This is a genomic window from Roseomonas sp. AR75, assembly GCF_005222815.1.
In the GTDB taxonomy this organism is placed as follows: domain Bacteria; phylum Pseudomonadota; class Alphaproteobacteria; order Acetobacterales; family Acetobacteraceae; genus Falsiroseomonas.
On sequence record NZ_STGB01000001.1, the window covers coordinates 977,786 to 989,877 of the forward strand.

12 protein-coding genes, 1 tRNA gene and 1 CRISPR repeat array (1 of these 14 cut by a window edge) are annotated in these 12,092 nt (G+C 69.2%); of the genes, 1 reads left to right on the top strand and 12 read right to left on the bottom strand.

Annotated elements, in window-relative coordinates; genetic code table 11:
- Positions 1 to 958: direct repeats of the CRISPR family, unit length 37 nt; unit sequence CTGATGCTGCGTGTTCCGCGCGAACGCGGATTGAGAC (it extends 112 nt beyond the left edge of the window).
- Positions 959 to 1,445: 487 nt separating this feature from the next.
- The 10 genes from E4T13_RS04515 to E4T13_RS04560 form a co-directional block, all read right to left on the bottom strand.
- The gene (locus E4T13_RS04515) at positions 1,446 to 2,222 is read right to left on the bottom strand and encodes a hypothetical protein (RefSeq protein WP_137177019.1); all 777 of its coding nucleotides are present in this window, start codon (positions 2,220 to 2,222) and stop codon (positions 1,446 to 1,448) included.
- A complete protein-coding gene (locus E4T13_RS29750; RefSeq protein WP_170984800.1) occupies positions 2,219 to 4,279 on the bottom strand; it encodes a hypothetical protein in 2,061 nt (686 codons plus the stop codon). Before E4T13_RS29750 ends, E4T13_RS04515 begins: the two co-directional genes overlap by 4 nt.
- 388 nt (positions 4,280 to 4,667) lie before the next feature.
- A tRNA-Pro gene (locus E4T13_RS04525) sits at positions 4,668 to 4,744 on the bottom strand.
- Positions 4,745 to 4,801: 57 nt separating this feature from the next.
- A complete protein-coding gene (locus E4T13_RS04530; protein WP_137177020.1) occupies positions 4,802 to 5,260 on the bottom strand; it encodes a MerR family transcriptional regulator in 459 nt (152 codons plus the stop codon).
- The gene (locus tag E4T13_RS04535; protein ID WP_137177021.1) at positions 5,253 to 5,567 is read right to left on the bottom strand and encodes an integration host factor subunit alpha; all 315 of its coding nucleotides are present in this window, start codon (positions 5,565 to 5,567) and stop codon (positions 5,253 to 5,255) included. Before E4T13_RS04535 ends, E4T13_RS04530 begins: the two co-directional genes overlap by 8 nt.
- A 200-nt stretch (positions 5,568 to 5,767) precedes the next feature.
- Positions 5,768 to 6,748 carry a beta-ketoacyl-ACP synthase III gene (locus tag E4T13_RS04540; RefSeq protein ID WP_137177022.1) on the bottom strand — a complete coding sequence of 327 codons (981 nt, stop codon included), beginning with the start codon at positions 6,746 to 6,748 and terminating at the stop codon, positions 5,768 to 5,770.
- Between the two features lie 21 nt (positions 6,749 to 6,769).
- Entirely contained in the window at positions 6,770 to 7,837 is a 1,068-nt protein-coding gene (gene plsX, locus E4T13_RS04545; protein ID WP_137177023.1) for a phosphate acyltransferase PlsX, read from the bottom strand.
- A gap of 38 nt (positions 7,838 to 7,875) precedes the next feature.
- A complete protein-coding gene (gene rpmF, locus E4T13_RS04550; RefSeq protein ID WP_137177024.1) occupies positions 7,876 to 8,076 on the bottom strand; it encodes a 50S ribosomal protein L32 in 201 nt (66 codons plus the stop codon).
- 107 nt (positions 8,077 to 8,183) lie between these two features.
- Positions 8,184 to 8,693: a DUF177 domain-containing protein gene (locus E4T13_RS04555; RefSeq protein WP_137177025.1), complete on the bottom strand. Its 510-nt coding sequence runs from the start codon at positions 8,691 to 8,693 to the stop codon at positions 8,184 to 8,186.
- The gene (locus E4T13_RS04560; RefSeq protein ID WP_137177026.1) at positions 8,690 to 9,229 is read right to left on the bottom strand and encodes a ubiquinol-cytochrome C chaperone family protein; all 540 of its coding nucleotides are present in this window, start codon (positions 9,227 to 9,229) and stop codon (positions 8,690 to 8,692) included. The genes E4T13_RS04555 and E4T13_RS04560 overlap by 4 nt, the downstream gene beginning before the upstream one ends.
- 103 nt (positions 9,230 to 9,332) lie before the next feature.
- On the opposite strand from E4T13_RS04560, the gene E4T13_RS04565 reads away from it, so the two are divergent.
- Positions 9,333 to 9,875, top strand: a complete 543-nt coding sequence (locus tag E4T13_RS04565) for an outer membrane protein assembly factor BamE (RefSeq protein WP_240790983.1) — start codon at positions 9,333 to 9,335, stop codon at positions 9,873 to 9,875.
- Between the two features lie 20 nt (positions 9,876 to 9,895).
- On the opposite strand, the gene E4T13_RS04570 is transcribed toward E4T13_RS04565, so the two are convergent.
- Both E4T13_RS04570 and thiL read right to left on the bottom strand, forming a co-directional pair.
- Positions 9,896 to 11,107: an MFS transporter gene (locus E4T13_RS04570; protein WP_240790984.1), complete on the bottom strand. Its 1,212-nt coding sequence runs from the start codon at positions 11,105 to 11,107 to the stop codon at positions 9,896 to 9,898.
- Positions 11,104 to 12,066 (bottom strand): thiamine-phosphate kinase, encoded by a 963-nt coding sequence (gene thiL / locus E4T13_RS04575; protein ID WP_137177029.1) that lies wholly within the window; start codon positions 12,064 to 12,066, stop codon positions 11,104 to 11,106. The genes E4T13_RS04570 and thiL overlap by 4 nt, the downstream gene beginning before the upstream one ends.
- Between the last annotated feature and the right edge of the window lie 26 nt (positions 12,067 to 12,092).

A 12,092-nucleotide genomic window follows, 5' to 3' on the forward strand; every position in this document is an offset into this window, starting at 1 on the left:
GGCGCGATGAGCATGAGGCCGCACAGCTGATGCTGCGTGTTCCGCGCGAACGCGGATTGAGACCAGCCGGCTAACCGATCGGCGCCGCATCGCACCTGATGCTGCGTGTTCCGCGCGAACGCGGATTGAGACAATGGGAATGGCCATTGGTGCAAGCCGCGGTGCTGATGCTGCGTGTTCCGCGCGAACGCGGATTGAGACCATGGTGCTGTCGTAGATGTCCGAACCGTAGAACCTGATGCTGCGTGTTCCGCGCGAACGCGGATTGAGACGAAGCGTCGAAGCCTCCGCCGCCGAAGATGCTGATGCTGCGTGTTCCGCGCGAACGCGGATTGAGACCCTGTCGGGAGTGGATGAGCGTCCCATGCGTACTGATGCTGCGTGTTCCGCGCGAACGCGGATTGAGACCAGAAAGAACTGATGCTGCTGCCTACGGCTGCCTGATGCTGCGTGTTCCGCGCGAACGCGGATTGAGACGGAAAGAACCCCGTTCACAATATGCGCCCACCTGATGCTGCGTGTTCCGCGCGAACGCGGATTGAGACCGGGCGCGCCGGCGGTCTTCTGGGCGATCGAGGCTGATGCTGCGTGTTCCGCGCGAACGCGGACTGAGACTCCAGTCCGAGAGAATGTGCTCAACGACGATGTCTGATGCTGCGTGTTCCGCGCGAACGCGGATTGAGACCCAAGCGCAACCGTAAAAAGTTTCGTCAGCTCTGATTCTGCGTGTTCCGCGCAAACGCGGATTGAGACCGAGAGTCACTCACCAGAGGGCCGGTAGCTGCTCTGATGCTGCGTGTTCCGCGCGAACGCGGATTGAGACGCATCCCGCTCCGCCTCCGCCCGCCGCAGCCTGATGCTGCGTATTCCGCGCGAACGCGGATTGAGGCGATGGTGTTCTTCGCCGGGTTGCGGCCCTTGCTGATGCTGCGTGCTCCGCGCGAACGCGGATTGAGACGCTCATGGCGTCGGCTCCGATGCGAGCGCGGCTGATGCTGCGTGTTCCGCGCGAGGCGGATTGAGACATGGCGTTCAGGCCAGCGAGGAGGCCCGGATCCTGATGCTGCGTTCCCCAAGCGAACGCGGCCTGTGACGAGATTGCGCGGACGTAGGTGTCCTTGGCGGCTGTTGCTGCGTGTTCCGCGCGAACGTGGATTGAGACCGCACGAACGCCACGAACGCCCGCTTTCCGCCTGATGCGACGTATTCAGCGCGAACCCGAATTGGGACCTCAGCCCCCGGGCTGATATCGGGGTTTGTCTGCTGATTCTGTCCACTTCGCGCGGCGACGGATCAGGACAGCGCAAGGCTTGTTCTTTGCGTCACCAATGGCCGTTTCTTACCATCTCGCGAACGCTCCGGCGGCAGCGCCACGAATATGAAGCCGACGAACGGCGTGCTGCGTCGTTCCAGACGCCGCCGCGGCGGCGCCGAGGAACTCCGCGCTACCGTCCGCCCAGCGCGGGCTCCAGCGCCGCCAGCAGGTCCGGCTCCGGCAGCACGCGGCCCACCCCCCAGAAGCCGCGCTGCGGCAATGAACCGCCACGCCAGCCGCCCGGGAAGGCGCGGTTCAGCGCCGCCACAGCCCGCCCGTCCCCGAAGAATTGCGGCCCGGACGGCGTCAGCAGAAGCACGTCCCGCGTTGCATCATCCAGGCCCAGCGCCAGGGGGTCCATCACCGTGGCGCTCCGCCCGTGCGGCAGCGTCACGACCAGCAGCCGGCCGCCCAGCGTCGCACGCGCCGCCGCCAGCGCGGCGCGCCCCGAATCCTCCTCCGCCGCCGTCACGCCCTGTGCCGCGCGATCCGCCGCGCGGATCGCCTTCATCTCCACCTCGCTGGCACCCAGCGCCCGCATGGCCGCCACATGCCCGACGTCGTTCGCTTCGACCAACGCGAAATGGCGCGTCCAGCGCTCGGGCGGCAGCCCCAGCAGGTCGAACACTTGCCGCAGCGCGCTCGGCTCCGCTGCCCGATCGCCGTGGTGATCCACCATGATCAGGTCCGCCGCGGGCGGGTCCTCCGCCGGCAGTTCCACCAGCACCGCCGTGCCGCCCTGCGCCCGCCAGGCCGAGATCTCCGGCGCATAGGCTTCTGCCCGGGCGCCCCAGGGCAGGCGCTTGTCGGCAAGCGCCGCCTCCCCCAGCTCCGTCCGCACCAGATCAGCAATGGTGGCCATCTCCAGATCCTGGCCGCCGAGGAAGAATCGCAGCGGGCGCGTCATGGCCGGGTCCAGCGGTCCACCAGGCGCCCGAGCACCACCATCGCCAGTATTGCGCAGGCGATGATCCACAAGGGCTGCCAGACAATGCCGGCGAGCAGCGCCAGCCCGAAGGCCAGCCCGCCCCAGCCCAGCAGCCGCAACACCTGCCGCAGCTTCGCCGCCAGCGGCTCCGCGCCGTCGTCACGGGGCGGCGGCATGGCCAGGTGGCCCAGTACCAGGCCCGCGATGCTGCACAGGCCAACCGTCACCGACAGCAGGCCGACCGCCGCGGCGATGCTCGTCCACCGCCACGGCATGCCACCCAACGCCTGCGATGCCTCCCCACCGGGCAGGCGGAGCACCTTGGCGACGTCGTCTGCCCCCAGGATGTTCATGCCCAGCAACGAAAAGGCGAGGCCGAGGATCACGCCGAATGTCGCGATCACGGAAAGCCGGGCCGTGCTGTTGGTCTGGCGCTGCTGGTTCAGCAGCGCCAGGAAGCCCGTGGCGGTGGTCAGCTCGTCCTTGATGTCGTCATAGAGCGCCACCAGGCCCATGTTCCTGCGCAGCATCTCGAATAGCTCGCTCGGCTGCACCTGATCCGAAACGCCGGTGAAGCGGAAGCGGTGCACGTATTGGAGGAAGTCGTGCTCCACCTCCTGCAGCGTGGCCTCGAACCGTGCGAGCGCCTCATGCTTCGGGCCGTTCGATGACTCGTATGCCTGCACGGCCTCGCTGATCCGCGCCGAGACCGCGAGCAGGACCACGCGTTCGAGCTGCGCGAGAAGCATCAGCTGGAAATAGTGGCGGCGCATGTGCATCGTAACGTGCGAATCGAAGAACCCGTCATCGCTGCCGACCGCCAGGAACGAATAGGCCGAGATCAGGAAGCGCTGCGGGCCGTGGTCGGAATCGCCGGCTGCGTAGTGGAAGCGGTCATAGGCATGGCCCTTCCAGCGGTCGCGGATGAACGCGCCGGCATAGGGGAAGGCATTGCCGCCCGGTGGATCTACGAAGCACAGGCGAGCCCAGTCACCATTCGAGATGCGCTGATAGGGACGCAATTTCCCGCCATCGTCCTGCGGCAGCACGGTGCAGCTCAACACCGGCAGCCTGTCATCCGCCATATGCCGCCAGGTGAGCTGCGGCGTGTTGCGTGCCGCGACGGTCCACCCACCACCGCTATCCGGCGCGCGAAGCAGCCAGGCGAAATGCTCGAAGGGCGGAATCGCGCGCGCGCTCGCTTTCCTGCGCAGGGATTCGGCAATCGCGCCCTGACGGGTCTGATGCGACGGGTTGCGCGTGCCGTCCTGGCAGGCGCCTGGAAGCCATTCATTGACCCTGAAGCTGCGCAGCAACCGGCCCGCAGCGTGCCACTGCACGGCGAAGGGCACGGCATCCGGCGCACAGAGCGCGTTTTCGCCGCGGGTCTTCTCGCGAGGCGGCACCAGATACGGCGCGTGCGCCCGGCGGAAGCCGTCGTTCAGCCGCAGCATGTCCGCGAGCGTGAGATCCTGCTTCCTCAGATGAGAGAAGTCCCCCCGTTCGGAAGCCGAGAGCAGATGATCCGCGCGCTCGGCCTCCGCGACGTAGGTTTCCTCGGCGCGAACCTCGAGCGCCAGGATCGCGACGCCAAGCGGCAGCACATACAGATTGAGGCGCTCGACGGTCAGCGGGTAGAGGATCACCTGATCGCCATCCCGGAACATGACATTCACGCGCGCGATGTCGGTCCGGCGGAACAGCCACATCGGCCGCTGGTGCCCGCCGCGGTCGTGGCGCGCGAAGAGGAACTGCTGCACGAATTCGTGGAAGAACGTCATCTCACTGTAGGAATGCGCCAGGCGTTCGCGGCGCTCCCTGTCGTCCTTCGCCTCTGTGGGCGGGTCGATATGATCCAGCAACTCGTCAGCCGCCCTCCACACCTGCGTCTTCCGCAGCGCGGCTCGCTGATCGGAAATATGCGCGGCGATGCTACGCGCTTTGGGTGACGAAGCCGGTGGCGGATCAAGGGTTAGTGGCCAGAAGAAGGTGGTGCGGAAATACTTGACCGGGATCTTGCCGGCAGTTGTCTGCATACGCATCGTCCTCGGTGTTTTACGGATTTCAGGTTCGAGTTCCCTCAGCAGACAATTATTATTCCTCAATCGTTAGATTTACTCAAGTATTATTCCAATTTAGTCCAAAACTTACTCCGATCCTCTGTGTGCCTTATTCTTGCCCGAAGGCGGAGTGCGGCGCTGAGCGGCGCACGCCACGCAGCAACGAGCGTCGCCCCAGAGTAGGCTACTACCTCGGACGGGCGCGATGCCGGTATCAGAATTGCGACCACGCCGTCCTAAGGGTTCCCTGCGGGCTACCACCGGGCAACCAGTCGGACGCGACTGGGGCCGCAAGTTGGAAGATCGTCCCGTATTAACCGGGATCATTCCCGCCATTGGCTGTAGAGGAATATCAGGGGGTTAGTGGTCGGAGCGGCGGGATTCGAACCCACGACCCCCAGTCCCCCAGACTGATGCGCTACCAGGCTGCGCTACGCTCCGACTGCCCGCGGCATAGCACCGGCCACCCCGCGCCGCCAACCCTCCGCGGCGCCCGCTTCAACTCCGTGAAGCCAGGGCGCGCAGTTCCTCTGCCAGGCCTTCCAGCGTGGCCAGGGCTTCCCGCAGGGCAACCGTTGCGGTGTCGGCTTCGTCGCGCTCGGCTTCCTCGGGCGCCCCGAGGGGGAGTTCCGGCGCGCCCTCCTCGCCAAGCGTGCCATCCCGCAACAGGCGCTGCACGCCCTTGATGGTGTAGCCCTGGGTATAGAGAAGGTCGGAGATCCGCCGTAGCAGCGCGATGTCCTCGGGCCGGTAGTAGCGGCGCCCGCCGCCGCGCTTGAGTGGCTTGAGCGCAGGGAACTTCGTCTCCCAGAAGCGCAGCACATGCTGCGGGATCTGAAGATCGTCCGCCACCTCGCTGATCGTGCGGAAGGCCGTGGGCGCCTTGCGTGGCCTGGCGCGCGTCGCCTCGGCCTCCCCCACGCCTGTCTCCTCGGGCGTCACCTCGGGCTCAGGCATCGTCGTCCGGGCCGAAGCTCTGGCCCGGGTTCAGCCGCGCCTTCAGGACCTGTGACGGGCGGAAGGACAGCACCTTGCGCGGCAGGATAGGCACTTCCACGCCGGTCTTCGGATTGCGTCCCACGCGCTTGCCCTTCTGCCGCACCACGAAGGAGCCGAAGGCGGAGATCTTCACGGCCTCACCCGCTTCCAGTGCCGCGGACATGCGTTCCAGCACCGTCTCCAGCAGCGCCGCGCTCTCGTTCCGCGACAGGCCGACCTGGGTGTAGATCGCCTCCGCCAGGTTGGCACGGGTGATGGTCTTCATGCTGCTGCCTTCATGACGCATCGCCCCTGCCGGCAAAGCGGTCGCAGCCCGGCGCTGCAACCCCTTCAACCCGCAAGAAAACCCGTCTGCGGCTGCTGCGTCAATCACCGCGATCGAGCCGCATCCGCAATGCTTCCTGCAAGCGCGCAGGAAAAGCCTCCAACACTCTCGAAACTAAGGCTTATCGGCTGCCTGCGCGGTCAGAACCGCGCGAGGGTCGCGCCCCAGGTCAGGCCGCCGCCGATCGCCTCCATGACAACCAGGTCGCCGCGCTGGATGCGCCCGTCCCGCGTCGCCTCCGCCAGCGCAAGGGGGATCGAGGCGGCGGAGGTATTGGCATGACGGTCCACCGTGACCACCACGCGTTCCAGCGGCAGGTGCAGCTTCTTGCCCATCGCCTCGATGATGCGGAGGTTCGCCTGGTGCGGCACCAGCCAGCCGATATCGGCATGGCCGAGTCCGTTGGCCGCCAGCGCCTCATCCACGGCCGCCGCCAGCTTCGTGACGGCATGCTTGAACACCTCGCGGCCCGCCATGCGCACCACGCCGGTGCCGCCGTTGGAGCCGGCGCCACCATCCACATGCAGGATGTCGCCGAAGCGGCCATCCGCGTGCAGATGGCTGGAGAGCAGCCCGCGCCCCCCGGCATGCTCGGCGGCAACACCCCGCAGGAAAACGGCGCCGGCACCGTCGCCGAACAGCACGCAGGTGCCGCGGTCGGTCCAGTCCAGGATGCGGGAATAGACCTCGGTGCCGATCACCAGCACGCCCCGCGCTTGGCCGGTGCGGATCAGCGCATCGGCGACGCCGAGCGCGTAGACGAAGCCGGTACAGGCCGCGGCGAGGTCGAAGCCGAAGCCGCGGGTGATCCCGAGCTTGCCCTGGATGCGAACCGCCGTGGCCGGGAAGGCGGAATCCGGCGTGGAGGTGGCGACAAGGATCGCGTCCACCTCCTCCACCCCTGCGCCGGCCTGCGCCAGCGCCGCCAGCGCGGCCCGCGCTCCGAGATCGGAGGCGGTCTCGCCCTCCGCCGCGATGTGGCGGCAGCGGATGCCCGTGCGCTCGGCGATCCAGGAGTCGGTGGTGTCGAGGCCTTTCCAGGCCGCAAGTTCATCGTTCGAGACGGACCGCGCCGGCAGGTAGCCACCGGTCCCCGCGATCAGGGCGCGCAACGCGGAAATCGGAACCTCCCTGGTGACCGTTCAGCGCGACGCGTCGGTGAGGCGCGGCGCCACCTGCGAAAGGCGGGCTAGCCCCTCGCGGATGCGGTCGTTGAAGCGATGCGTCACCATGTCCATGGCGACATCGACGGCATGGGCGAAGCCCAGCGCGTCCGTCCCGCCATGGCTCTTCACCACCACGCCGTTCAGGCCGATCAGCACGGCGCCGTTGTAGCGGCGGGGATCCATCCACTCGCGCAGCCGGTCGAGCGCCGGCCGTGCCAGCAGGTAGCCGACGCGCGCGGGGATGGTGCTGGTGAAGACCTGGCGCAGCAGGTCGCGCATCAGCTTGAGCGCCCCCTCCCCGGTCTTGAGCGCGACGTTGCCAGTGAATCCGTCGGTGACGATCACGTCCACCGTGCCGGCCGCGATGTCATGGCCCTCGACGAAGCCGCGGAAGTTCTCGCCGAACAGCGAATCGCGCAGGGTATCGGCAGCCTGGCGCACGCGCTCGTCGCCCTTCAACTCTTCCGAGCCGACATTCAGCAGGCCGATGGTCGGGCGGGTCAGGCCAAGCACGGAGCGGGCGAAGGCGTCGCCCATCACCGCAAACTCCACCAGGTTCCGCGCATCGCATTGCAGGTTTGCGCCGAGGTCGAGCATCACCACGTCGCCGCGGGCCGAAGGCCCGATGGCGGCAAGCGCCGGCCGGTCGATCTCCGGCAGCGTCTTCACCACGATCTTGGCCAGCGCCATCAGCGCGCCGGTGTTGCCGGCCGAGACGATGCCGGCCGCCTCGCCGGACGCGACGGCGTCGATCGCCACGCGCATGGAGGAGCCGCGGATGCGCAGCGCCGCCGTGGGTTTCAGGTCGCCGGGGATCGAGTCCGGCGCGTGGCGCAGGCTGCAGGCCTTGGCCGCGCGCCTGCGCAGCGCCAGCAGCGCACCGAGCCGCGCCTCGTCACCGACCAGCAGGAAGCGCGCATGCGGGTGGCGCTCCGCGGCCAGTTCCAGGCCGTCCAGCACCACTTCCGGCGCGTTGTCGCCGCCCATGGCGTCCACCGCCAGGGAGAAGGAAGCGGGCGGCACGGGTGCGACGTCGTCAGGCACCTTCCCGCCCCTTCCCTACGGCGCGCATCATGCGCGGCTCAGGCGCGAACGACGCCGCTGGCCTTCTCGGCGGAGATCACCTCGCGGCCGTCGTAATGCCCGCAATGCGAGCAGACATGGTGCGGGCGCTTGAGCTCGCCGCAATTGGCGCATTCATGATGCGCCGAGGCGGTGAGAGCGTGGTGGCTCCGGCGCATCCCGCGGCGGGAGGGCGAAACCTTCTTCTTCGGGACGGCCATGGCGCCGAGCCTTTCTCGTCAACAGACTACAGGAGCGGGTGAGCCGCGCGGATTACCACCGCCCCCCGAGGGCTGCAAGCGGCATCCCGCCTCGCCCCCGGCACAGATCACCCTTCACGCAACTTGGCAAGCTTGCCGAAGGGGTTGGGGCGTGTCGGCTCCGGCTCCTCCGGTGCGGCCTCGACCTCCGGCTCCGGCAGCACGGCGCCCTCGGTCCGGGGATAGGGGTCGAGCGCCAGGGACAGCTGCTCGGCCACCGCTTCGCCGAGGTCCACCAGGCCGCCCTGGCTTTCGATCTCGTCGGGGCTGTCCGGATCCTCGTCGGATGGCTCGTCGCCATCGGGCAGGATGCGCAGGTCCAGCGGCGCGTCCACGCGCTGGACCACCGGCTCCAGCGTCACCACGCAGGCCTGTTCCACCCTCGCCTGCAGTCGGCCGCGGGCGCGGACCGAGCCGCCCGGCTCCGGTTCGAGTCGCAGCAAGGCGGAGAGGCTGCCGACGCCGAGGATGCCGAACCGTCGGGCCAGCGCGGCGCATTCCTCCGAAGTCGCCTCCAGCGTGACGTCGCGCGCCTCGGGGCCGAGGCGCACCAGGCGGGAGAATTCTGGCTGGATCATGCGCTCACCTCCGGGAAGGACACGCGGCCGGCGACCAGTTCGGCGAAGGGCACCCGGGCAAGCGCCGCATCGGCCGCGGCCGCGACGGCGGCCAGGCGCTCGGCGCCGCCGGCTGGCGGCGCGCCACGCCAGACGTTGCGGCCCAGCGCGCCTTCGAGCGCCGACCGGTCGCCTTCCCGCAGCGCCGTGTCATAGGCCTGGGCACGGCCATGGAAGGCCTCCCACATGCGCTTCACCCGCTTCCCCACGGAGAGATCGCCCACCCCCATCTCCCGCAGGTTGACGTCCATGTCGGCGAACATCGCATCGAACACGGCCTGGGCGAGGTCCTTCCCGCGCGGATCGGCGTCGCGGGCGATGCGGCAGACCAGCAGCCCGGTATGCAGGGAGACCAGGTCGAAGCGCCCGTCCAGCGTGTCAGGCACGCCGATCTCGGCGAAGAACACCGGCTGCCGCGCTGCGCCCACCGCGGCGCCATACAGGGCGAAGCCGGCCCGTTCATGCGGCTTGCGGGTAAAAAGGCCGAGCAGGCCCATGCGGCGGACTCCGGGGGTGGTGGCGCGCGCCGCGGCGCGGATTGACCGACGCCCGCCGCGATGGCATGCGGCCCACATGGAGCGCCACCGCAGGATGGTCAACGTGCCGGTTCGGGCCATCCCCGCCCGCGGCGCCCTTCTGGCCGTCGCCCTGCTGGGCCTGGCCGGCTGCTCCTATCTACCGACTGCCGCCGTGCAGGGCGTGCCTGGTGCGGGTCTGTTCGATTCGCCCCGACAGTTCCGCGGCCACGCCGTGACGGATGAGCAGCTCGGTCAGATCGTGCCGGGCGTCACCACCCGGGACGACGTGGAGGCACTGCTCGGCTCGCCTTCCTCCAGCGCGACCTTCGACCCGAGCGAGTGGTATTATATCAGCGCGATCACGCATCAGCGGCCGGGGCGCACGCTCGGCATCGTCCAGCAGGACGTCGTGGTGGTCGCCTTCGACGGCACCGGGACGGTGCGGCAGGTGCGTAAGCTGGGGCTCGAGGATGGGCGGGAGGTGCAGATGGTGGACCGCGTCACGCCCTCGCCGGGCAATGAGCGGTCCATGATGCAGCAGCTCTTCGGCAACATCGGCCGCGTCGGCATGACCGGCCAGCAGCAGCAGGGCCCCGGCGCCGCCAGCCCGACCAGCGGCCGCTAACGCGCCACGCCGAGACAGCCTCAGGCCGGCTGCATCGCGCGCGGCCTCGGCCGGACCAGCAGCAGCAGGACCAGCGCCAGGGCGAGGCCCGGCAGCACCGCCAGGTTCTGCACGTTCCAGCCGAAGGCGGCGTGCACGAAGCCGGAGCCGATCGCGGTGCAGGCCACCGTGCCGAACACGATGAAATCGTTGGCCGCCTGCGCGCGCAAACGCTCCGCCGGGGAATGGCTTTCCGCGAGCAGGGTCGTCGCGCCGGTGAACATGAAGTTCCAGCCGAGCCCCAGCAGCACCAGCGACGACGTGAAATGCAGGAAGCTGATGCCGGTGATCGCCACCAGGACGCAGGCGATGTTCAGCAGCGTCCCGGCCACGATGATGCGCCTGGCGCCGAACCGCCCGATCAGCCGCCCCGTCACGAAGCCCGGCGCGAACATCGCCAGCGCATGCGCCTGGATGACCGTGGCCGAGGCCGCGATGCCGAAGCCGCAGGCCATCATCTCCAGCGGCGTCGAGACCATGAGCAGGTTCATCGTGCCATAGGCGATGGCAGCCGTGAGCGCCGCGGTCAGGAAGGCCGGACGGCGGATGATCTCCAGCACCGGCGTCGGGCTCGCCTGGCGCGGCGGGGCCGGCGGCAGGCGTACGAAGGCGAGCAGGGTCAGGCAGATCAGCGGCAGGGTCGTCAGGATCAGGTAGGTGCCGAGGAAGGTGAAGGGCTCCACCAGATCCTTGGAGTGCTTGACAAGTTCCGGCCCGAAGATCGCCGACAGCACGCCGCCGGCCATCACCAGCGCGATGGCGCGCGGCCGGTAGGCGGGGGTGGCGACCTCGGAGGCGGCGAAGCGGTATTGCTGGGCGATGCCGAAGCCGATGCCGGCCGGCAGCCCGCCCGCGGCATAGAGCCAGAAATCATGCCGCCAGATGCCGAGCGCGAAGGTGAGCGTGCCGATCACCATGCAGATCGCGCCGAGGTTGAAGCCGGCGCGGCGGCCGAGGCGGGCGAAGATGATGCCGGCGGGGATCGAGGCCGCCATGGTCGCGACCCATTGCAGGCCGAGCGGCAGCGTCGCCAGCACCTTGTTCTCGGCCAGGCTGTAGCCAATCAGGGCCGACATCGCGATCTGCCCGACGGCCGAGGCGTTCATCGTCGCCTGGCAGAAGAACAGCAGCAGGACGTCCAGCTTCATCCGCTTCTCGGCAGCGGCGGCGGTCGCGGGTGCAGCGGTGGTCACGCGAAGTGGCTCCATCCCCCCCGGGGCAGCGTGATGGCGGTCCCTGCATCATCCAGCACGCATACACCCTCTCCGTCCAGGAAGCGGCCGATGCGCGTGACGGGGGTCTGTGTTGCACGCCCGGCCGCCCGCACGCGATCCGCATCTCCCGGCGCGGCGGCAAAGAGCAATTCGTAGTCGTCGCCGCCGGAGAGGATTCGGGACAGCAGCGCCGGATCGGCCGCCAGAGCGCCCCGGGCAGGGTCGGACAGCGGCACGGAAGGCGCCTCGATGGCTGCGGCACAGCCGGCGGCGCGGGCGAGGTGGCCGAGGTCCTGCGCCAGCCCGTCCGACACATCCATCGCCGCCGTCGCGATGCCGGCGAGCGCCTGGCCGAGCGCGAGGCGGGGCGTCGGCACGCGGTAGCGGGCGGCGAGGTGCGGATCCGGCGGCAGGCGGCCGGTCAGCGCCAGCAGACCGAGCGCGCCGTCGCCGATGGTGCCGGAGACCCAGACCTCGTCGCCGGGCCGCGCGCCGGCGCGGCGCAGCGCGCAGCCGGGTTCGACGGTGCCGAGGATGGTGAGGGAAAAGGTCGCGGGCCCGGGCGTGCCGACGGTGTCGCCGCCGAGGACGGTCAGGCCGAACTCCGCCTGATCGGCCGCCAGCCCCGCGACGAAGCCGGCGATCCAGGCGTCGTCGGTGCCATGCGGGAAGGCGCAGGTCATGAGGTAGCCGAGCGGCGTGGCGCCCATGGCGGCAAGGTCGGACAGGTTCACCCGCAGCAGCTTGCGGCCGATGGTCTCGGGCGGGTCCTCGGGGAGGAAATGCACGCCGGCGACCATGGCGTCGGCGGCAAGGACAAGCTGCCGGCCGGCAGGCGGGTCGAGCAGCGCGGCGTCATCGGACAGGTCGAGCGCACCGGCGCCGGCAAGCGGGCGGAAATGACGGGCAATGAGGGCGAATTCGGGGGGGAGCGTCATGTCGGGCGAGGGAGCGCGGCCCCCAC